Origin of the sequence: Spongiibacter sp. (genome assembly GCF_041602295.1) — a bacterium.
Taxonomy (GTDB): domain Bacteria; phylum Pseudomonadota; class Gammaproteobacteria; order Pseudomonadales; family Spongiibacteraceae; genus Spongiibacter.
Window position 1 is genome coordinate 1 of the sequence record NZ_JBFIGO010000048.1, and the last position, 21,593, is coordinate 21,593.

Here is a 21,593-nt window from a genome sequence, read left to right on the forward strand (position 1 = left end):
CGGTCAGCCGCTGGCGGACATCAATTTCGGGGAAGTCCACCTGGGCGGCAATGTATTCGATAACCGCGCCGGCAATATCCAAACCGGTGCATTTCTCGATGCCCTCGAGACCGGGTGAGGAATTGACTTCCATAATTTGCGGGCCGTCTTTGCCCTCCAGCATGTCGACACCGGCGACCTGCAGGCCCAGAATTTGCGTGGCGCGAATGGCCGTCTGCACATATTCCTCCGGCAACTCGACGGCTTCGGCGATGCCGCCGCGGTGAACATTGCTGCGAAACTCCTGGCCTTGGGCTACGCGGCGCATGGCGGCAACCACGCGGTCGCCGACGACAAAGGCGCGGATGTCCTTGCCTTTGCTCTCGGCAACGAACTTCTGGATCAACACGTTCTGCTTTTGACTCTGCAGTAATTCGATAATGGCTTCGGCCGATTTCTCCGATTCGGCCAGCAGTACGCCAATGCCCTGGGTGCCCTCGATGAGTTTGATCACCACCGGGGCGCCGCCGACGCGCTTGATGGCCGGCAGGACGTCATTTTTATCGCGGACAAAGGTCGTGCGAGGAATGCCTATATGGTGGCGGCTGAGGATTTGCAGGCTGCGCAGCTTGTCCCGCGAATTGGTAATGCCGTGGGCGGTGTTGGCGCAAAACACATCCATTTCCTGGAATTGTCTAACCACGGCGGTGCCGTAATAGGTGATGGACGCGCCGATCCGGGGCAGTACCGCATCGTATTCCGACAGCGATTTTTGATGGTAGTACAAATCGGGTACGCCGCGCTGCAGATCGATGGCAAACTTCAGCGTGTTGAGCACCTTCACGTCGTGACCGCGCTGCAAGGCCGCCTCTTTGAGGCGCATGGTGCTATAGGACTTTGGTCCGCAGGACAGTATTGCTAGTTTCATAATGGGTACCCAAGCGTATCAGGCGCGCAAATTTATCTCGAAAGCGAGGCAATGCCTACACTCTTTTGGCGCTATATTTGGCATTTATGCCGCTGTCTGTTCGGTCGCCGGGAGCCGATCATCGACATTGCGTAGTGAAATAGCGGCAGTGCAACACGGCCGCCCGGCATCTACTGGCGGCGCGCTAAAGGCAGCCGGTGCCGCGCCGGCCAACTACAAGCATAGACCCTGAATAGGGTTTTATGGGGGCGTGGATGGCGGTTTACACAAAAATGGAATTTACTGTGTAAACCGCTGCCGCGAAGGCGATAGTGCGCGGCGGGTGGGCGAGTCGCACTTCTTGGCGCGTTCCGTGTTACCGGCTTGTGGCGCCATTCTCGGGTTTATGATGTGGCGGAATTCAGGCGAAGCCCTTTCTTTGCAGCCAGTCGTCACATTTGCCAACGGCTTCCATGAGTTGCTCTGGCTGGCCGAAATAGTAGTGGGTCGCGCCGACGACTTCGTGCAGCTCCTTATCGTCGTGCTGGATGGCATCGTACAGCCGGTGGGTATGGCTGGGCGTGCAGGCGTCGTCGGCGGTATTGCCAATAACCAGCGTTGGCACGCTGATGGTGGCGGCACATTTCTGGCCGTCGGCGTTGGAGTCGTCATAGCTCCACTGCGACAGCCAGCTGCGCAAGGTGCAAAAGCGCGCCAAGCCGACTGGGCCGTTATTGACGACTTTGGGGTCGCCCAAATAACACCAATTTTCCTGGCGGTCGTTGGGGTCAACAGTGGGATCTAGCCAGCGCGGGTCGGCCATAGTGCCGTGTACCACAAAACCAAATTCGTCATGTGGCCTGCCGGCGTCTTTGAGGCTTTTTAGTTTGGCTTTTACCCAGCGAGTAATTTTACGATTTCGCTCGATCTGAGCGCTGCGATAGCGCGTTAAAAACTCGGCGCTATAGGGTGGCTGATTGTTGTTGTTAGGGTTGTATAGGTCAAGCTCGGGATCTTTGTTGTCTGGGTTGTGTTCGTCGAGTATGGAGGCATCGATCCACTCGGTTAGGGTGTGAGCGCGACTGACATGGGCGGCGAGAATCATGACGCCGTCGGCGGGAATAAAGCCTTGAGCACGTAAGTCCAGTGGGTCGCCAGCGGGTGTTTCGGTGATGCTAGGGTTTTCTGCCTGGCTTTGATAAAACAGCGACAGTGAGCCGCCGCCGCTCCAGGCGGCCAGGATAACCTTGTCGTAGCCCAGTGTTTCCTTTGCGTGGCGAATACAGTTGCCCATATCGATGGCGACTTTTTCCATGATCAGCGCACTGTCGTTACCGGAGTAGCGGCTTTGGCAATAGATCACCGGATAGCCGGCCTTGGCCATGGCCACCACCATCGGCAGGTATTCACCTCCGCCCACCGGATGCATAAACAGAATAACATTGTTGCAGCGCGGCTTATGGGGCTTGAGGTGGTGGGATTTTAGCGCGCCAAAATCCAGCGGACCGCCGTAAGTCTCTTTAAAGGGGCTCTTGTCTTGATAAAAAATCAGGTAGGGAATTCGGTCATAGCTTCTGCTCGATTCGCTCATTATGCTTGTCCTGTTTGCGGGGAGTTTGGCTTAGTACATTGTCAATTTAATTTACAAAAAATCAAGTCTTGTTGCGCCCAAATGGAGTTATTTTTTTGTTTATGCCATACAATAGCCAGCAACTTAGAGCATGAATTAGCGCAATGAAAAAATTAGTGGATCAAGAGCAGGGTTATTTAATTGGCACCCTGGCATACGCCTTGTATTGGGTGGATGAAAGCCTTCAGAAGAGCCTGGAAGCCGCTGGCTGGGAGCGTATGAATCGCACTCGCTCGATGATTATGCTCAGCGTCACGGCGGGTATTAACCGGCCGGCGGATATGGCGCGTAATCTCGGCGTCAGTCGCCAGGCGATTCACCAGTTATTGCAGGGCCTAAAAGATGAAAATATCTTGGAGTTGATTGCCGATCCCAAGGACAAGCGCGCAAAAATCGTCCAGTTCAGTCCCGAAGCCGATGCGATTCGCGGCGATGCACAGCGCATTGTTGTCGGTATCGAAGAGGAGTTGAAAAAGCGCATAGGCAAGACCGCATTTAACGGTTTGCGCGATGCCTTAAATCGCAGCTGGGGGCCGGTGGTGTTGATTGCACCCGATTGAACACCGCTGGGCGGCGGGCATTGAATAATAATAAGAGGAAGTTAGCAGATGTTGTCGATAGCAGTGCTTTACCACAGTGGCTATGGCCATACCAAGCGGCTTGCGCAAGCGGTTGTCAGCGGCGCCCAAGAGGCCGCCGAGGCACTGCGGGTGGTCGAGGTGGAGATCGCTCAAGACGGCGAGCTCAGCGCCGAGCAGTGGCAGTCACTGGACGATGCCGCGGCGATTATTTTTGGATCGCCCACCTATATGGGCAGTGTGTCCTGGCAGTTTAAAAAGGTGGCCGACGCCTCTAGCGGCCGCTGGTTGATGCAATCCTGGAAGGACAAGCTGGCGGCGGGCTTTACCAATTCTGCGTCAATGAATGGCGATAAAGCGTCGACGCTGGCGTATATGAATACCTTTGCCATGCAGCACAGTATGCTCTGGGTGGGCAGCGGATTGCTGGCGGCCAATACTAAGGCCGCGCAGCGCAACGATATTAATTATCTGGGCGCCTTCGCCGGATTGATGGCCCAGTCACCAGCCGATGCCAGTGTTGACGAGGGGCCGCTGCCCGGCGATATGGCTACCGCCAAGCTGTTTGCGGCGCGCGTCGTTGAGCAGTGTCTGCGCTTGCAAGGGGTTCGCTGAGCGCCGGTCTCCGGTTGTACTCGCCGCGGCGTTTTAGCGTCTGGCACGCTTGTCCAGGCGCTCGCTGCCGAAGACCTGTTCTTTCTGCTGTCGGGTTTTAGCCGTCCACGCCGCCAGGGCAGCGCGGGCGCTGGCGGCTTCTTGTTTCATAATCGCCTCGCTGTTTTCCGCGCGGCAGGTGATTTCCACCTGTATGCCGTTGGGGTCATACATATATACCGAGTGTACAAAGCCGTGATCGATGGGGCCGAGGCAGGTTTTGCCCTGGGCATTTAGCTGCTCCTGCCAGTTACGCAGGCTGTCCAGCGATTCGGTTTCCAGAGCAAGGTGCATGTCGAAGCTGTCCTTGCGCTGGAAATGTTCGGGTTTGGAGATGCCGGGTTCATCAAAGAAGGCGATGTAATTGCCGTCGCCGAGTTCAAAAAACATGTGCAGAAAATGGCGATTGCGACCGAGGTTTTCGCCAAAGTCGATGTCTTCTTCAAAGGCGGCAGCCAGCTTTAAACCGAGTAAGTCTTCATAGAACCAGCGAGTCTGCTCGGCGTCGACGCAGCGATACGCAGCGTGATGAATATTTCCAAGGGGCTTAAGGCTTGTGTTCATTGGGCTTGCGTCTCCGTGATTATTGATCTTTGACGAGCATGCTGTCATCCACTCATTAAGTCAATATACTTGACAATAATGTGCCATGTTGATTGTATAAGCAAAAAATAACAGCAATAACGCAGAGGGCTGTATGGCCGTGCCGTGTGATTGGAAGGAAATACGCAGGCAGCTGGTGGACTTCCTGGAGAAGGAGGTTTACCCCCGAGAGTCGCAATTGCAGTCGGAAGACAAAGCGGCGGCGGAGGCCTTGCTCGCAGAACTCGTTAGCAAGGCGAAGGGCATGGGGCTGTGGGCCTTTGGCCACCCCAGAGAGATTGGCGGCATGGGCATGCCGTTTATGGATTATGTCTATTTGAATGAGGTGATTGGTCGCTCGGAATTTGCCCAGCGGATTTTTGGTACCTACTCCCTGCAAGACGCCATCATGCTCAATGAATACGCCTCGGCCGCACAGCGCGAGCGCTATTTGATGCCGCTGGTGGCCGGCGAAGTGAATCCCAGTTTTGCCATGACCGAGCCGGGTATTTCCAGCTCCGATCCCACCCAGCTGCAAACCACGGCGGTGTTAGAAGAGGGCTATTGGCGGATCAATGGCCGCAAGTGGTTTACCACTGGTGCGGATATCGCTGCCTATACCACGGTGATGTGTCGCACCGAGCCCGACGCGCCCGGGCACGCGGCTTTCAGTATGATTATTGTGCCGATGGCTACGCCGGGCTACCACATCCTGCGCGACACGCCGGTGCTGGGTATGGCTGGCGGTCACTTTGAGGCCGAATATGTGAATGTCAAAGTGCCGGCGGAGAACTTGCTGGGTGAGCGCGGTGCCGGTTTCAAGATTGCGCAAAAGCGCCTGGGGCCGGGCCGTATTTTTCATTGCATGCGCTGGCTGGGTCAGGCCCAGCGCGCCTTCGATTTGATGTGTGAGCGGCTGTTAGAGCGCGAGGCCTTTGGTTCCAGCCTGGCTGACAAGCAACTGTTGCAACAGCATGTGTTTAACAGCTACCAGGAAATCCAGGCCTGCCGCCAACTGACCTTGCACGCCGCCAAGCGCATTGATGCCGGTGACGCCGCGCGGGTAGAAATCGGCGCTATAAAAGTTGCCGGGGCAGGTATGTTGCATCGGGTCATCGACCGCGCGATACAGGTTTACGGCGCCGAGGGGCTGACTGACGATACACCGCTGAGTCGTATGTATCGCCACGCTCGCGAGGCGCGCCTGTACGACGGTCCAGATGAAGTGCATATCCAGTCTGTGGCCAAGCAGCTGCTGCGTGCTTTCGATAAGGGCCAGGGCTGGGACTTTGGTCAGCGCGACATCGAGGGCCTGTGATGAGTGCGAATCAACTTGCGGAGATGTTGGCGAGTTGTCTGGCAGAACGCTTCGGTCAAGCGGCAGAGATAGTGCAATTAAAACCCTTGACCGGTGGCGCGGCATCGCAGACCTGGGCGCTGGAGGCGCGTTGTGGCGGTCAACAGCGGTCGCTGATCTTGCGTGCTGGCGACGATGAAGAGCAGTTTGAAAATGCCCTGTTAAAGCCCATCGAGGCCGAGCTCATTGCCATGCTTCATCGCAGCGGCTTGCCGGTGCCGGAGGTCATTGCGCGCACACCGGCGGTCGCCGAGGTCGGCGCAGGATTTTTGATGAGTCGCTTGCCGGGTGAAGCGCTGCCCAAGCGCATTCTTAATGAGCCGCGTCTGGCGCAGGCGCGACAGGGTTTGGCGGCGCAGTGCGGTCAGGTGTTAGCTGCGCTGCACGGTATCCCCGTCGATAGCGCGACCATGTTGAGCGGCTTCGATGTTGAGCAAGACGTGTTGCGCTACCGCGCGCGCTATCGTGAATTTCGCCAGTGCCTGCCGGTGTTCGACCTCGCCTTTTATTACTTGTTAGAACAGCTGCCAAGGGTGCGCGAGCCGGCCATTGTTCACGGGGATTTTCGCAATGGCAATCTGTTGGTTGACGAGGGTGGCTTGAGCGGGGTGCTGGACTGGGAATTGGCGCATATCGGCAATCCGGTCGAGGATTTGGGTTGGCTGTGTGTCAATTCCTGGCGCTTTGGTAATGTCGACAAGCCAGTTGGCGGTTTCGGAGACAAGGAAACACTGCTGGCGGCTTACAACAACGCAGGGGGGCTCGACGTGCAAATGGATGAGCTGAATTACTGGGAAATCTTCGGTGTGTTGAAGTGGGGCGTACTGTGTCTTTATCAGAGTGCGATTCACCTCGACGGCAAGCAGCGGTCGTTAGAACGGGCGGTGATTGGTCGGCGCCTTTCCGAGTGCGAGGCCGATTTGGCGCAGTTATTAATCGGGCAGAAGCCATGTCGATAGAGCACCCCAACGCCGAACAGCTGGGCGACGCGATTGCGGACTTTTTGCGGAACAGTTTGCTGCCCGCTGTCGATAACCCGTCGTTGAAGTATCAGTTGCGGGTCGCTATTAACGGCCTCGGTATTATGCAGCGCGAGCTCGCCTCGGGAGCCGAGCAGGCAGAGCGCGAGCGCCGCTTACTGGCTGCCTATCTCGGCGAAGACGCTGAACTGGAAGTGCTGAGAGAAAAATTAGTGGCGGCAATGAGTGTTGCCGATCAGCCCTACCGCGATGAAAAATTACTGGCTGTGCTTAAGGAAATTAGCGAGGCGAAGTTGGCCATCGACAACCCTCGTTACCGACCGGTCGGCAGCTAGTCGCTTAACGATATCCAAAAATACCTCGAGGGAATAATTATGGATTTACATAACAAAGTGGCGTTGGTGACCGGTGGTGCATCGGGATTGGGCGAGGCGACCGTGCGCGCCTATGCGGCAAAGGGTGCCAAAGTCGCCATTTTCGATATGAACGAGGCGCGTGGTCACGCCTTGGTCGAGGAGATTGGCGGCGAGCGCGCCGCCTTCTACAAGGTCAATGTTGTCGATGAGCAATCCGTCGCTGAGGCGATTGAGCAGTTAGTAGAAAAATTTGGCGGACTGCACATTTGCAATAACTACGCTGGCATTGGCAATGCGATAAAGACCTTGGGCAAGTCTGGGGTGTTTCCGCTGGACGCCTATAAAACCGTTATCGATGTGAACCTGGTTGGCACCTTTAATGTTGCGCGCCTGGCCGCCAAGGCGATGGCCGAGGCAGCACCCTACCAAGACAACGCCCGCGGAGTCATTATCAATACCGCCTCGGTTGCGGCCTATGAGGGCCAGGTCGGCCAGGTCGCCTACAGCGCCTCGAAGGGGGGCGTGGTGGGCATGACCCTGCCGATGGCTCGCGACTTGGCAAGCTACGGTATACGGGTGAACACCATTGTCCCCGGGCTGATACATACGCCGCTGTTCGAAACCTTGTCGGAACAGGCCTACAAGTCGTTGGAAGCCAGCGTGGTTAATCCCCAGCGCCTGGGCCGCCCGGAGGAAATTGCCCATCTCTCGGTGATGATTGCCGAGAACGAATACATGAACGGCGAGTGCATTCGCCTCGATGGCGCGATTCGCATGCAGCCGCGCTAAACCGCCGTACTTTGCTCTAGGCCGGTAAACTCAGCTATAAGGATAATCGCGATATGTTTAATAATTTTAACGACTATCACGCCTTTCACGCGCAGCGCCGCGGCGACGTTATGATGCTGCAAGACCAGCAAAAAACCCTCAGCTTTCGCCAGGCCTGGCAGCATGTCGGCAGCATTGCCGCCGCCATGCAGCGGGCCGGCATCAGCAAGGGGCAGCGAGTGGGGATACTGGCGAAAAACTCGGTCGACAATCTCTGTGTGTTTTTGGCCTGTGCGCGCATTGGCGCGGTTGCCGTGGGGCTGAACTACCGCCTCAGCCTGGCCGAGCTGGAGTACATCGCTGAAGACGCCCAGCTAAAGCTGCTGTTCCTCGATGAGGAATTCGATTGCCAGTGTGGCCCGGTGATACAGGGTTTGCCGCGAGTATTTATGGCCGAGAAGGTCGGCGCGGTTGATCTTGCCAGCTGGTGCCAGCCTGCCGGCGAGCCCGCTGCGGTGGCGATTGACGCCGACGATATTCTGTTTCATATGTACACCAGCGGCACCACCGGTCGCCCCAAGGGGGTGCTGATCAGCCACCGCAATGTCTTGCTAAACAGCTACCAGTCATCGATGACTACCGGCATTTGGCCGGCGGAAAATGAAAAGGCACTGGTGATTGCCCCGACGTTTCACGCCGTCGGATTGGTGGGCGCGATGCTGGGCGTGATCTACGGCTCGTCGATGATTATTCATCGCGACTATGACCCGGTGGGGATGCTCGAAACCCTGGCCAACGAGCAAGTGACCACGGTGGCGGTGATCCCGGTAATGTTGCAATTCTCGCTGGCGATGGTGGAAGACATCGGTCGCTACGATTTCTCTGCCTTAAAAACCATTAATTACGGTGGCTCGCCGATATCAGAATCGCTGCTGCGTGAGTGTATAAAGGTGTTTGGCTGCGATTTCGTGCAGGGCTATGGTCAAACTGAGTCGACCATGGCCTTGAGTTTTTTGACTGCAGAAGATCATCGTCGCGCGCTGGCTGGCCAACCGGGCTTGTTGCGCTCCTGCGGCCGGGCGGTATTTGCCACTCAGTTGAAAGTGGTGAATGACAAGGGCGAAGATTGTGCTGCCGGCGAAGTCGGCGAAATTTTAGCGAAGGGGCCCCAGGTGATGCAGGCTTATTGGCAGCGACCGGAGGCCACGGCGGAGACCATTGTCGATGGTTGGTTGCATACCGGCGATGCGGGATATATCGACGACCAGGGTTATGTGTACATTCAGGATCGTATCAAGGATATGATCATTTCCGGTGGTGAAAATATTTACCCTGCAGAAATCGAAAACTTACTGATGTCGCACCCGGCCATCGCCGATGTTGCGGTGATCGGTGTTGCCGATGCGCGCTGGGGAGAGGTGCCGCTGGCAGTGGTGGTGGAGGCCAGTGGTGTGGAAGTTGATGTTGCCGAGATCGCGGCTTTCTGCCGAGGAAAATTGGCGTCGTTCAAAATTCCTAAGCACATTGAGCATGTGGCAATGTTGCCGCGAAATCCATCGGGGAAAGTTCTTAAAAAAGCATTGCGCGAGCAGTTTGCAGAAAACTACCGCATTAATTCAGGCGCGATAGCTTAAGGGTCAATACCATGTCTAGTAGCGATTATTTAAAAGCGCCACGCAAGCCCTGCGCTGATGTCAATCACCTTCCAGGTGACAACGGTGCTTTGCCGCTGCTTGGCGATACCATCCCCTTTTTGACTAACTACTTGCCCATGTCGATGGAGAAATATCGCAAGTACGGCAAAATTTTTCGCAGCCACGCGCTGTTGCAAAAAACGGTGGTGATGGTCGGGCCTGAGGCCAATGAAATTCTACTGAAAGATCAGCAGAAATTGTTTTCCAGCAAAAAGGCCTGGGACCCCTTCTTGGATAAGCTGTTTCCCAATGGCTTGATGTTGATGGACTTTGGTGATCACAAATTGAATCGCCGAATTTTGCAAGCCGCTTTCAAGAAGGATGTATTGGCTAACTACGTCGGAACAATGAACCCGATGATCGCCCAGCGTTTGGCGGCGCTGCCACACAACCGGGAGGTGGCGTTTAAAGATGAGATAAAGGCCTTGCTGCTAGATGTGGCTGCGCAGGTTTTCATGGGTGTTGAGATAGGCGATGAAGCGGCAAAGATCAATCGCGCCTTTGTTCACGCGATGGAGGCCTCACTGGCGATCGTGAAGCTGCCGATTCCTGGTACCACGTGGAAAAAGGGATTGGATGGTCGCAAGGTGTTGGAGGCGTTCATCGAGCAGCATATTCACCGCAAGCGCGCGCAGCAGAGTGATGACTTCTTCTCGCAGTTTTGCCACGCCAGAGATGAAGAGGGTAACTTCCTTAGCGACGAGGCGGTGCGCGACCATATTATTTTTCTGTTGTTTGCCGCCCACGACACCACGACGAGTACCTTGTGTTCAGCGGTGTACTTGCTGGCCAAAAACCCCGAGTGGCAGGATAAGTTACTTGAGGAGTTTGATGCCTTGGCGCACAGTGCGCCGTCTTTTGATGACTTGGGGCAATTGCCGCTGGCGTCCTATGTGATGCAGGAAACCCTGCGCATGTATCCACCGGTGCCGGTGATACCACGGCGCACGGTGCGCGAAACGGAGATTTTTGGCTACCGCATTCCCGCCAATACTTCGATAGGGATTTCGCCGCTGATGACCCACTATTTGGAGGAGTGGTGGACGGAGCCCCAGCGTTTTGATCCAATGCGTTTTTCCCCGGAACGGGCTGAGCACAAAAAGCATTTTTATCAGTGGCTGCCGTTTGGCGGCGGCAGTCACAAGTGCATCGGGCTGAATTTTGCCGAGATCCAGGTAAAAATTGTGTTGCTTCACTTGCTCAAGCGCTATCGCATAGAGGCGCGTCCCGCTTACACTATGCCGTATAACCCGGTGCCAATATCCTTTCCGACTGACGGTCTGCCGCTGCGCTTTATTCCGCGTTAGCTGAGTACTTTTTTAGCTACCCAGTTCACGGTTTCGTGCAGGCTGCCCGGGTGGGGAAGGTGACTGATTTGCGGTTCGGCAATGCCTACCGCAATCAATAGTCGGGCGCGATACTGGGCTTCAGTCTGTTGGTGGCCCATCGCGACAATCTGCTGGCTGACAAAGTCCATGAGCAGCAGGTCAGCCTGCTGTACGGCTTTGGCGACGGCAGCCTCTTGTCGCGCCCAGTTGCGCATCACCTGGTCGAGCTGAGCGAAATTACTGCTCAGCCAGAAGCTGACCAGTTCTTCAAAGGTTCTTGAGGGCTCGTTGTCGGAGGCCTGGCGAATGTTCTGGTGAATGCTCTGCTGGAACTCATCGGCCCAAAAGTCGACGACGGCCTCGATCAGCTCTGCGCGCCCCTTGAAGTGCCAATAAAAACTGCCCTTTGAAATACCGAGCTGCCGACAAAGCCGGTCTATGGTCAGCGCTTTCACACTGCCCGTTGTGGCGAGAATATCCAGGGCGGCGTGAATGAATTGCAGCTTCGATTTGCGCGGCTTTTGCGGGGTGTCGGCGGCCATTCTCCAGTCCTATATAGTCAACAATATTGACGATTATAAATACATACCATACAGTATGGTATGCTAACAATAGCATTCACAATAATAGATAATGACGAGTTTTCGCAATGTTCCTCCAACACGGGGCCACTGAGCTGGCCAGCTACTACCTGCAGATCAAATTCTTTCATGTTGCCTGCGCGATGATCTGGCTGGCCAGCACCTCGGTGGCCTATATCAATTACCTGCTGCCGGCCATCAGGGCTTGGCAGCGCGCCCCCGATAACGAGTTGCTGATTCAGCAGCGCAATATCGCGATGGAGCGCTTTGATAAGGGGGTGTTGCTGGAGCATGCCGCCTTCCCGTTATTGCTGATCAGCGGGCTGTTATTGCTGGCCGCGGGCCCCTGGGGGCCGAGTCATTTTTGGCTGGCGCTGAAATTGTGCATTGTGGTGCTGGTGTTTCTGCCTATCGAAGTGCTGGATTACTGGCTGTCGCATTTTGGCGGCAATAAAAAAGCGATTCGCGAGTCGGGCTTGGCTGATGTGGCGCTTAGCTACGAGCGGGCGATTCAACAGCACTGGTTGTTTTTAGTGGTTAGCACGCCGGTCATCGCTGTGTCCGGCGTGTTGGTGTTGTATTTGGCGGTGGTTAAGCCCCTGTAAGTGGAGTACGGGATGACAGTGGATAAAAATAGAATGGCCGCGGCGATCAGTCGCGGCACACTGGGCAAAATTGCGCTGGCGATAGCCGCCTATATCGCGCTGATAATATGGCCGTGCTTTGCGCTGTTGCGGCTACTACTGGCCAATGACGGTGCGGCATTTAGCCCTGCTCATATGATGGGTGCCCTGGTTGCGGCGGTAGGTGTCGCGTTATTTTCCTACATCGTAATGGTGTCGCTGTGCGAGCCAGGAAGGGCGCGTGTCGGCCAGGGGATGAGTCATGAATAAAGTGGGGCTTGTTGCCGCGCTGGTCGCCGCCGCGTTCGCCAGCGCTGCGCTGTCAGAAGAATATCAACGCGCTGCGCATATTGAAGAGGTTATTGTAACCGCGCAGAAACGTTCCGAATCGATTCAGGATGTGCCAATAGCGGTATCGGTACTGAGTGCCGAGCGCATGAAGAATTCGGCGATTGTTTCCTTTGAAGATATTTCATTGGCCAGCCCCAACACCGAAATCAATATGACGCCGGGCTATGTGCAGGTGGGCATGCGCGGTTTGAATTCACCGATTAATGACGGTATGGAACAGGCCGTGGGTGTCTACGTCGACGGCATCTACTACGGCAAGACCGCTTTTTTACAGGACGCCTTTCTCGATCTGGCGCGGGTGGAAATGCTCAAGGGGCCGCAGGGCACACTGTTCGGGAAGAATACCGTGGCCGGGGCGATCAGCATCAGTACGGCCCGGCCGGAAGACGAGTGGCGGCTGTCCGCCCGCGCCTCGCAGGGACAGTTCTCCGGAGAGAAATACGAGGCTATGGTCAACGCGCCGTTGATCGAGGAGCGTCTGGCATTGCGGGTAGCGGCCGCGCGTGAGCGCCGCGATGGCTATGTAAATAATGTGCTGCGTGGCCGTGATGAGAAGCGTGTCGATAAAGAGGGCTGGCGTGCAAAATTGCTATTCACCCCGCTGGAAACGCTGACAGCCGTACTGACTTACTATCAGGGCGCGGCCCGCGATAGCGGCCAGGGCTGGGAGCCCTTTGTATTGGGCGACGACGCGGCTCAGGTGCATGGCGCCTTCGATTCGAGCCTGGAGGCGAACTTTGATTATCGCAGTCACGCGGACGCACCGAACGAGAGTCGCAGCGATACCGAGGTCTGGAACCTGGAGGCCAACTGGGAGGTTGCCGACCACCTGCTAACGCTAATTGCCAGCACTGCTCGCGCCGAGGAATGGCTGTATCTCGACGCCGATACCGCCTCGGCACCGATTGCCGATTGGGGCAGGGCCACGGACTACGGACAGCAAATGCTGGAGCTGCGACTGAGTTCGCCGCCGGGTCGGCTGGAATATCTGCTTGGGGCGTTTGCGTTTCGCTCGGACAACGATCTGACTGGCGAGCTGCGCGCCCTTCCCAAGGGACCGTTGCAAGGCGTCTTGCTGCCGGCACTGGGCGCCGAAACGGTTGCTGCGTTATTCGGCGGCGCGCTGGATCCCCTGGACGGCGGCCTGGGGGCGCTGGCCACTGATGCTCTCCATCAGCGGTTTATTCAGCGCACCGAAACTCTGGCACTGTTCTCCCAGCTGACCTGGAATATTAGCGAGCGCCTGAGTTTGATTGCCGGTTTGAGGGCCTCGCAGGAAGAGAAGGACGTCGATCTCGAGCAGAACTACGAGCAAACCGGGCTGCTATTGCAGGCGGCCTTCGGCGTGACTGAGTATGAGTTGGACGATCGTCGCGAGGAGTCAAATATCGCGCCTAAGCTATCGCTGAAGTACAGCCTTGGAGACGATTTGCTCTATGCCAGCTACAGCGAGGGCTTTAAAGCCGGAGGTTACAATCCCTTGGCGCGCACCGCCGACGAGTCCGGTTTTGAGCAGGAGCGCGCCAAGGCCTACGAGCTCGGTTATAAGATAACGGCCTACGATGGCGTGCTTACCGTCAATACCGCGCTCTATCACACCGCATTCAGCGATATGCAAATACAGGCCTTTATCGGCAATGGGTTTATCGTCAACAACGCCGCGCAGGCGACAACAGAAGGGGCGGAAATCGACATCAGTTGGCAGCCCTGGCGCGGCAGTCAGTTTTTTGCCAGCTGGGGCTACAGTGATGCGCGATTCGAGCGCTATGAAGACGGTCCCTGTCCGGCGGACTCGAGCGAAGAGACCTGCGACCTAAGTGGTTCGCAATTACCTCGCGCGCCAAAGCTAAGTGCCAGCGCGGGTTTCAATGTTGCGCTGCCCCTGTGGCGGGAGCAGTTGGCGGTGATGCTGGGCGGTGATGTGAGTTGGCGTGACGATATTCTGTTTGATCTGGACGCCGACCCCATCGACAGCCAGGCTGCCTACCACCTTATTAATGTCCATGTCGGGGTGGTCGATCCCGATGGCCGTTGGCAGCTGATGGCACACATCAAAAATCTTGAAAATAACCGGGTTCGCCATTTCGCCGCCGATATGCCGATATTCAGCGGTTCCCATATGGGCTTCTTAATGCCGCCGCGCATGTTCAGTGCTGAGCTGAGCTTGGCGTGGTAAGCAGGCGCTGGTGATTTATGTGTAGAGTGTGACAGGCTTACTGTTTTGCCGCGGCTGATGCTGCTAATTTGCGCCGTTAGCCAACGGGGGCGCGAGGGGCGCCCCGGGTAGCGATCAGGCTGGGTGAATCATGAGCACACGCAGGGACTTTATCCGCGGTGGCAGCGCGGCAATTGCTTTGGGGCTGACGGCCTGTGGTAGCGGCGGCAGTGGTGGCGCTGGCAATCGGGCCGCCGCCGCAGAGGACGGCAGCATGAGTGTCGCGCTGGCGGCACCGACGGGCGCGCAAGCGAATGCCTTGCGCGCGGCGCCCGGCGAGTTGCATCTGTTGAAGCGGGCGAGTTGGGGGGCGACGCCGGAAACCTTGCAGCGCTTATCGACAATGGGTGCCGAGGCCTGGTTGGACGAGCAGTTGAATTTGCCAGCGGCCAGTGACGCCGATGTCGAGGCGGAGATCAATTTCCGTTGGCCGACGGTCAATTACAGCGGTTGCCGCTTGGCGCAGTTAAAGGACGACGGCCGGGTAATGCGCGAGCTGCGCGCCGCCACCTTATTTCGGCGGGTGTTCAGCCGCCGCCAGTTATACGAAGTGATGGTCGATTTTTGGACGGATCACTTCACCATCTACCACGGCGACGGGATTGCCCGTCACATGAAAACCGTGGATGACCGCGAAGTGATTCGCGCCCACGCGCTGGGCAATTTCGGCGATATGCTGCGCGCCTCGGCACGCAGCCCCGCTATGCTGGAATTCTTGGACAATCGTCGCTCGAGTAAAAAACACCCCAATGAAAATTACGCCCGCGAATTGCTCGAGCTGCATACGCTGGGCGTCGACGGCGGTTACAGCGAAACCGATATTTTGGAAACTGCGCGCGCGTTTACCGGGTGGACGGTGCTGCGCGACGAGCAAGACACGCTGTGTCTGGCCAATAAACACCACAGCTTTGTGTTTAACGAGGCGCTGCACGATCAGGGTGAGAAAGTGGTACTGGGCCAGCGCCTGGCTGCGGGCCGCGGTATTGAAGACGGCGAAGAGGTGTTGGAGATACTGCTGGGCCAAGCCGCTACCCGGCGCTTTATTGCCCGCAAACTCTATCGCCGTTTTGTTCGCGATACCCCGGCGCCGCCGTCGTTTGTCGAGCGGGTAGCGGCGGCGTGGGGCCGCGATGGCGATATTGCGGCGATGCTGCGCGCGGTGTTTAGCAGCGATGAATTTTGGGCGGCGGCCGACGCCAAACTCAGCCGCCCCCAGGAAAATGCCATGGCTCTGGTGCGCGCCCTGGCGCCACAGATGGACAGCAATGTGACGGTCTCGGACTTGCTGCGCGCGGCGGCGATTCCCGATCTTTACAGCATGTCTGGGCTGGCCAATATCGATGTGCTGCCCAAGGTCGACTTTGGCATGTTGGCGCCACTGGATGTTGAGTTGGCGCCCAGTTATGAAGGCCCCAATAGCGACAGTATGATCTCCCGCACCGGTCATGTGCCCTTTCAATGGCCCAGTCCCGACGGCTATCCCGACACGGAGAACTATTGGGCCAGTGTCAACGGTCTGTTGGAGCGCTGGCGCCACTGCATCAGTGTAGCGGGGCAGCAGCGCGCCGAGGGGCTGAGCAATGCCGCCTGGGCGGCCGACCAGCAGGAGGAGCCGACAGCGGCCTTGCGGGCGATGCGCGACAAGTTGCTGATGCGCGAGTTGGACAGCGATACCGAGCAGCGCCTGCTGAGTGCGGCGCAGATCCACGCCAACGGCGAGCGCGCCGCCAGTGTGGAGCAGTTCTGGCGGCGCTTGATGGCGCTGCTGTTGATGTCACCTTACGCCCTGCGTCGCTAGTCCACGGCTTTGATAACGGAGAACACTATGGCTGCTTATACCCGCCGCGAGCTGTGGACGACGCTCGTAAACAACGAGTCGCAACAGGCCCAACAGTTTGCATCGGCCAAGCACACGCTGCTGGTAATCTTTATGCGCGGCGCCGTCGATGGTCTGAATGTGGTGGTGCCCCACGGCAGTGACGACTACTACGCCCGCCGGCCGATCGTGCGGGTAGCGCGCCCGGATCAGAGTAATGGCGCGCTGGATCTCGATGGTTTTTTTGGCCTGCACCCGTCGCTGGCACCGCTGATGCCCGCTTGGCAGTCGGGACAGTTGGCGGCGGTACACGCCGCCGGCTCGCCCCATGCCAGCCGCTCGCATTTCGACGCCCAGGCGATTATGGAAACCGGCATTCAAGATCCCACGGCGACGCTGACCGGTTGGTTGGGGCGCCATATCGCCGCTACCCACAGCGGGCCGTCGGCGTCACCGTTTCGCGCCGTCGCCATCTCTGCGGCGGCGCCGCGCAGCTTGCAGGGGCCAGTGCCGCCGCTGGCGCTGTCGGAGTTCGACCGCTTTAACTCCATTATCAACCAGGGCGATGACTTTCTTGGCGCGGTGCAGGCGATGTATGGCGGCGACGCCCTGTTAGATGTGCAGAGCCGTCTGTCTCTGGACGTATTGCAGGCCCTGGAGGCGGCGAATCCGGCGGCGCTGGCACCGGAAAATGGCGCGGAATACGCCAATAACGCCTTTTCACGAAGCTTGCGCAAGGCGGCGCAGCTGATTCGCGCCGACATGGGCAGCGAATTTATCAGTGTCGATATTGGCGGTTGGGATACCCACGTCAATCAGAACAATGCTCTGCGCAATAATTTGGCGACCCTGGCCAATGGCCTGAGCAGTTTTATGCAGGATCTTGGCGATGCCATGCAGCGGGTGACCATTGTCACCATGAGTGAATTTGGCCGCCGCGCCAGCGAAAATGGCTCACTGGGTACCGACCACGGCCACGGTAATGCCATGCTGCTGCTCGGCGCCGGGGTGAATGGCGGCCGGGTACACAGCGACTGGCCGGGGCTCGGTGACGACGATCTCGATCGCGGTGACCTGCAGGTGACCACCGACTACCGGCAGGTGTTGTCAGAGTTGCTGCAGGCGCGCACGGCGGCCACCGACCTGGCCAAGGTGTTTCCCGACTATCGCTACCCGGGCGCGCTGGGTCTGTTTCGCTAGCGGCTGTCGCCGGGGCTCACTATAGGTCGCGGGCGTTGATGTAGGCCTGCTCGGAAATATGGTGGTAGTTTTTGGCGCCGTCGAGAAACTGCTTCCAGCTGCGATAGACCCGCGCGGTCAGCTCGTCGGTCTGGGCCAGCTCGGCCAGATACTCATCCGAGGTTTTGTGCAGGGCGCGAATCACGTCGTCGGGCAGGCGGCGCAGTTGCACACCGTGCTGTTCTACCAGTTCTTTTAAGGCGTTGTTATTGCGGGCGGTGTACTCATCGAGCATATCGGCATTGGCGTAGCGCGCCGCCACTTCAACAATGGCTTGCAGGTCGCTGGGCAGCGCTTCAAAGGCCTGCTTGTTGACGATCAGCTCTAGGGTAGAGCCGGGCTCGTGCCAGCCGGGGTAGTAGTAATAGCGGGTGACCTCGTGAAAGCCAAAGGCCAGGTCGTTGTAGGGCGCCACCCACTCGGTGGCGTCGATCACCCCGGTTTGCAGCGAGGTGTACAGCTCGCCGCCGGGCAGGGTAACCGAGGTGCCGCCGAGGCGGTTGAGCACTTCGCCGCCGGAGCCGGGAATGCGCATTTTCAGCCCTTTCAGGTCGGCGACGGAATTGATTTCCTTGTTGAACCAGCCGGCCATTTGCACGCCGGTATTGCCGCCGGCCAGGGGGATCAAATTAAAGGGCGCATAGGCTTCGCGCCACAGCTCCAGGCCGCCGCCGTGGTAGAGCCAGCCGTTCATTTCCTGGGCGGTCATGCCAAAGGGCACCGCCGTAAAGAAGATCGACGACGGCAGCTTGCCCTTCCAGTAGTAGGCGGCGCCGTGGCCGGCCTGCACGCTGCCGGCCGACACCGCGTCGAAGACGCCCATCGCCGGCAGCAGCTCACCGGCGCCATAGACCGTAACCTGCAGGCGGCCGCGGCTCATGCGGTTAACCATCGCGGCAAATTTTTCCGGCGCGGTGCCCAGGCCGGGAAAGTTTTTCGGCCAGGTGGTGACCAGCTTCCAGCGGTAGACGCGCTCGCCACCCAGGGCGCTGGCGCGTTCATTATTACTGGCCACAAAGTGGCGGCTGCGCTCGCCGACATAGAGCCAGCTGATGGCCACCAGCGCGGCCACCAGGGTGAGGATGAGCAGCGGGGTATAGCGCGACGCTTTGGAGCTTGTCATGGTGTTACCTTGTTATTGTTTTGCGGCCGGCGGCTTACAGCAGCTGGAGATTGGCGTACTGCAGCACCAGCCACTTGCTGCCCTCGTCTTCAAAATTGACCTGTACGCGGGCGCTGGCGCCCTGGCCCTCAAAGCTGAGCACGGTGCCGGCGCCAAAAATACTGTGCAGTACCCGCTGGCCCAGTACCATGCCGCAGTCGGCGGCGGCTTGGGCGGCGATATTGCCGCTGGCGAAGCTGCTGGGCCGGGTCACGGTATTGTTAATGCGCACTTCATTGATCAGTTCATTGGGAATTTCGCGAATAAAGCGCGACAGGCTGTTAAAGCTTTCCTGGCCGTGCAGGCGGCGCGACTCGGCGTAGCTTAAAAACAGCTGCTGTTCGGCGCGAGTGATGCCCACATAGGCCAGGCGGCGTTCTTCTTCCAGGCGGCCGGGGTCGTCCATCGACATTTTGTGGGGGAACAGGTTTTCCTCCACGCCGACCATGAACACGATGGGGAATTCCAGCCCCTTGGCCGAGTGCAGGGTCATCAGCTGGACACTGTCCTCGTGCTCGTCGGCCTGCTGGTCGCCGGCGTCCAGTGCCGCGCGGTCGAGAAACTCGCGCAGCAGATCGGCGTCGGGATCTTCGGGGGTAAAGCTGCGGGCGGCGCTCACCAGTTCTTGCAGGTTTTCGATGCGCGCCTGAGCCTTCTCACCTTTTTCCTTTTGGTGAAAGGCAATCAGCCCGCTCTTGTCGATCACCAGATCGACCTGCTCGTCCAGCGACAGCTCGCGGCACTGCTCGGCCAGGTCTTCGACCAGCGACAGAAAGCCGCGCAGGGCATTGCCGGCGCGGGCGCTTAAGGTGCCGTTTTGAATCATCGCCAGCGCCGACTGCCACAGCGACAGCTGGTGGTCGCGGGCGTATTCGCGCAGCATTTCTACAGTGCGATTGCCGATGCCCCGGGTCGGGGTGTTGATCACCCGCTCGACCGCAGTGTCGTCGTCGCGCAGGGCGATCAGCCGCAGATAGGCCAGCGCGTTTTTAATTTCCAGGCGGTCGTAGAAGCGCTGGCCGCCGTAGATGCGGTAGGGCAGGCCGCTGCGAATCAGCGCCTCTTCCAACACCCGCGACTGGGCGTTGCTGCGGTAGAGGATGCCGATATCGGCGCGGCGATAGTCCTGGCGCATCAGCTCGTCGATGCGGTCGGTGACAAAGCGCGCCTCGTCCTGTTCGTTAAAGGCGGCAAACAGGGTGATGGGCTCGCCGTCCTCGCCGCTGGTCCACAGCTCCTTGCCCAGGCGCTGGCTGTTGTTTTTGATCACCGCGTTGGCGGCGTTGAGGATGGTGGCCGTCGACCGGTAGTTTTGCTCCAGGCGAATAATGCGGCTGTCGGCAAAGTCTTTGGAAAACTGCTGGATGTTCTCGATGCGCGCGCCGCGCCAGCCGTAAATCGACTGGTCGTCATCGCCCACCGCGGTGATCGGCATGCCCTTGCCGGCGAGATTGCGCAGCCAGGCGTACTGCACCGCGTTGGTGTCTTGAAACTCGTCGACCAGCACATGCTTGAAGCGCTGCTGGTAGTGGGCCAGTACCGCCGGATTATCGCGCCACAGCTCCAGTGCGCGCAGCAGCAGTTCGGCGAAGTCGATCACCCCCTGCTGTTGGCAGAGCTGCTCGTAGCGGCGGTAGACCTTGAGCATGGTGTGCAGATAAAGGTCGCCGCCGTGGTCGTCGATATGGGCGCTGCGCCGGCCCTCGTCTTTGTGGCCATTGATGAAATAGCAGGACTGGCGCGGCGGCCAGCGCGAGTCGTCCAGTTCCAGTTCGCGGTGGATGCGTTTCATCATCCGCAGCTGGTCGTCGCTGTCGAGGATCTGAAAGTTGTCGGGCAGGCCGGCCTCGCGGACATGGGCCTTGAGTAGCCGATGGGCCAGACCGTGGAAGGTGCCCACCCACATGCCGCCCTGCAAGCTGCTGCCCAGCAGTTCTTCAATACGGCCGCGCATCTCGCGTGCCGCCTTGTTGGTAAAGGTCACCGCCATAATACTGTAGGGCGACAGGCCTTCTACCTTGATCTTCCAGGCGATGCGGTGCACCAGCACGCGGGTTTTACCGCTGCCGGCCCCGGCCAGTACCAGGGTACCGGGGCTGTCGGCGGTGACGGCGTCGCGCTGGGCGTCGTTGAGTTGGTCGAGAATATAAGAGACATCCATAGCCGGCTATTCTATCGGGAATGGCGGCGGCTGGCACCGTTGCCGAGTAGTAATCTCGCCGCCGGCCGGCTTGCGTTACAATAGTTCTACAGTTAGCCCGGCAATGCTGCGCCTGTTGCCGTCAGCGGAGAACAGCTTGAAACCCAGAAATATCATTCGCGCCATCGAGACCGGTCGCGAGGCCATGCGCCGCAGTGAGCGCAAGGTGGCCGATTACATCCTCGCCAATCGCCGCGAGGTGATCCATATGCGCATCGTTGATCTGGCCCAGGAGGCCCATGTCAGCGAGCCGACGGTGGTGCGTTTTTGCCGCGCGGTGGGCTGCGACGGCTTTCAGAATTTTAAAGTGGCGCTGGCCCAGCATGTGGCTCACAGCCCCGAGTACGAGGCCTTTAGCTACAGCGATGACGACAGCGCTCGCCAGTACACCTTCAAGGTCTTTGATTCGACCATGGAGGCCTTGAAGCGGGTGCGTGACAGCATCGAGGTGGAAGCCATCGAAAAAGCGGTGCAATTGCTGGGCAATGCCCGGCGGGTGGAGTTCTATGGCTTTGGCGCCTCGGCGGCGGTGGCCAGCGACGCCCAGCACAATTTTTTCCGCCTGCAGATCAGTGCCAGCGTTTACGCCGACC

19 protein-coding genes and 1 pseudogene are annotated in these 21,593 nt (G+C 58.3%); 14 read left to right on the forward strand and 6 right to left on the reverse strand.

Annotated elements, in window-relative coordinates; translation table 11 throughout:
• On the reverse strand, positions 1-907 hold a 907-nt coding region (locus ABYM29_RS09490), incomplete at its 3' end, for a RimK family alpha-L-glutamate ligase (RefSeq protein WP_372864492.1).
• Between the two features lie 400 nt (positions 908-1,307).
• Positions 1,308-2,477 carry an alpha/beta hydrolase gene (locus ABYM29_RS09495; RefSeq protein ID WP_372864493.1) on the reverse strand — a complete coding sequence of 390 codons (1,170 nt, stop codon included), beginning with the start codon at positions 2,475-2,477 and terminating at the stop codon, positions 1,308-1,310.
• A gap of 143 nt (positions 2,478-2,620) precedes the next feature.
• Here ABYM29_RS09495 and ABYM29_RS09500 point away from each other — a divergent pair, with 143 nt between their 5' ends.
• Together ABYM29_RS09500 and ABYM29_RS09505 are read left to right on the forward strand one after the other, a co-directional pair.
• Positions 2,621-3,076, forward strand: a complete 456-nt coding sequence (locus tag ABYM29_RS09500) for a MarR family winged helix-turn-helix transcriptional regulator (RefSeq protein WP_372864494.1) — start codon at positions 2,621-2,623, stop codon at positions 3,074-3,076.
• Positions 3,077-3,124: 48 nt separating this feature from the next.
• Positions 3,125-3,709 (forward strand): flavodoxin family protein, encoded by a 585-nt coding sequence (locus tag ABYM29_RS09505; RefSeq protein ID WP_372864495.1) that lies wholly within the window; start codon positions 3,125-3,127, stop codon positions 3,707-3,709.
• A 33-nt stretch (positions 3,710-3,742) separates the two neighbouring features.
• Here the strand turns inward: ABYM29_RS09505 and ABYM29_RS09510 are convergent, their stop codons facing one another.
• Complete coding sequence (locus ABYM29_RS09510; protein ID WP_372864496.1) at positions 3,743-4,312, reverse strand: VOC family protein; 570 nt, start codon at positions 4,310-4,312, stop codon at positions 3,743-3,745.
• Between the two features lie 133 nt (positions 4,313-4,445).
• On the opposite strand from ABYM29_RS09510, the gene ABYM29_RS09515 reads away from it, so the two are divergent.
• From ABYM29_RS09515 to ABYM29_RS09540, 6 genes are read left to right on the forward strand one after another with little or no spacing between them, the layout of a single operon-like run.
• Positions 4,446-5,648: an acyl-CoA dehydrogenase family protein gene (locus tag ABYM29_RS09515; protein ID WP_372864497.1), complete on the forward strand. Its 1,203-nt coding sequence runs from the start codon at positions 4,446-4,448 to the stop codon at positions 5,646-5,648.
• Positions 5,648-6,646, forward strand: coding sequence for a phosphotransferase family protein (locus ABYM29_RS09520; protein ID WP_372864498.1), 999 nt, complete (start codon positions 5,648-5,650; stop codon positions 6,644-6,646). The genes ABYM29_RS09515 and ABYM29_RS09520 overlap by 1 nt, the downstream gene beginning before the upstream one ends.
• Complete coding sequence (locus ABYM29_RS09525; RefSeq protein ID WP_372864499.1) at positions 6,637-7,002, forward strand: DUF6285 domain-containing protein; 366 nt, start codon at positions 6,637-6,639, stop codon at positions 7,000-7,002. The genes ABYM29_RS09520 and ABYM29_RS09525 overlap by 10 nt, the downstream gene beginning before the upstream one ends.
• A 39-nt stretch (positions 7,003-7,041) precedes the next feature.
• The gene (locus ABYM29_RS09530; RefSeq protein WP_372864500.1) at positions 7,042-7,812 is read left to right on the forward strand and encodes an SDR family NAD(P)-dependent oxidoreductase; all 771 of its coding nucleotides are present in this window, start codon (positions 7,042-7,044) and stop codon (positions 7,810-7,812) included.
• Positions 7,813-7,865: 53 nt separating this feature from the next.
• Positions 7,866-9,425 (forward strand): long-chain-fatty-acid--CoA ligase, encoded by a 1,560-nt coding sequence (locus ABYM29_RS09535; RefSeq protein ID WP_372864501.1) that lies wholly within the window; start codon positions 7,866-7,868, stop codon positions 9,423-9,425.
• Positions 9,426-9,436: 11 nt separating this feature from the next.
• Positions 9,437-10,792, forward strand: coding sequence for a cytochrome P450 (locus ABYM29_RS09540; RefSeq protein ID WP_372864502.1), 1,356 nt, complete (start codon positions 9,437-9,439; stop codon positions 10,790-10,792).
• On the opposite strand, the gene ABYM29_RS09545 is transcribed toward ABYM29_RS09540, so the two are convergent.
• Positions 10,789-11,355: a TetR/AcrR family transcriptional regulator gene (locus tag ABYM29_RS09545; RefSeq protein WP_372864503.1), complete on the reverse strand. Its 567-nt coding sequence runs from the start codon at positions 11,353-11,355 to the stop codon at positions 10,789-10,791. The two genes, ABYM29_RS09540 and ABYM29_RS09545, sit on opposite strands and share 4 nt — an antisense overlap.
• A 107-nt stretch (positions 11,356-11,462) precedes the next feature.
• Here ABYM29_RS09545 and ABYM29_RS09550 point away from each other — a divergent pair, with 107 nt between their 5' ends.
• The 5 genes from ABYM29_RS09550 to ABYM29_RS09570 all read left to right on the forward strand — a co-directional run bounded on the left by ABYM29_RS09550 (position 11,463) and on the right by ABYM29_RS09570 (position 17,599).
• Positions 11,463-11,999 carry a hypothetical protein gene (locus ABYM29_RS09550; RefSeq protein ID WP_372864504.1) on the forward strand — a complete coding sequence of 179 codons (537 nt, stop codon included), beginning with the start codon at positions 11,463-11,465 and terminating at the stop codon, positions 11,997-11,999.
• 12 nt (positions 12,000-12,011) lie between these two features.
• A complete protein-coding gene (locus ABYM29_RS09555; protein ID WP_372864505.1) occupies positions 12,012-12,287 on the forward strand; it encodes a hypothetical protein in 276 nt (91 codons plus the stop codon).
• The gene (locus ABYM29_RS09560; protein WP_372864506.1) at positions 12,280-14,544 is read left to right on the forward strand and encodes a TonB-dependent receptor; all 2,265 of its coding nucleotides are present in this window, start codon (positions 12,280-12,282) and stop codon (positions 14,542-14,544) included. The genes ABYM29_RS09555 and ABYM29_RS09560 overlap by 8 nt, the downstream gene beginning before the upstream one ends.
• Before the next feature lie 130 nt (positions 14,545-14,674).
• The gene (locus tag ABYM29_RS09565; protein ID WP_372864507.1) at positions 14,675-16,381 is read left to right on the forward strand and encodes a DUF1800 domain-containing protein; all 1,707 of its coding nucleotides are present in this window, start codon (positions 14,675-14,677) and stop codon (positions 16,379-16,381) included.
• A 27-nt stretch (positions 16,382-16,408) separates the two neighbouring features.
• Entirely contained in the window at positions 16,409-17,599 is a 1,191-nt protein-coding gene (locus ABYM29_RS09570; RefSeq protein WP_372864508.1) for a DUF1501 domain-containing protein, read from the forward strand.
• A 19-nt stretch (positions 17,600-17,618) separates the two neighbouring features.
• Here the strand turns inward: ABYM29_RS09570 and ABYM29_RS09575 are convergent, their stop codons facing one another.
• Positions 17,619-18,761, reverse strand: coding sequence for a TRAP transporter substrate-binding protein (locus tag ABYM29_RS09575; RefSeq protein ID WP_372864509.1), 1,143 nt, complete (start codon positions 18,759-18,761; stop codon positions 17,619-17,621).
• 34 nt (positions 18,762-18,795) lie between these two features.
• Complete coding sequence (gene uvrD / locus ABYM29_RS09580) at positions 18,796-20,961, reverse strand: DNA helicase II (RefSeq protein ID WP_372864510.1); 2,166 nt, start codon at positions 20,959-20,961, stop codon at positions 18,796-18,798.
• Positions 20,962-21,097: 136 nt separating this feature from the next.
• Between uvrD and ABYM29_RS09585 the strand changes: the two are divergent.
• A pseudogene (locus tag ABYM29_RS09585) lies at positions 21,098-21,593 on the forward strand (transcriptional regulator); the annotation flags it as partial.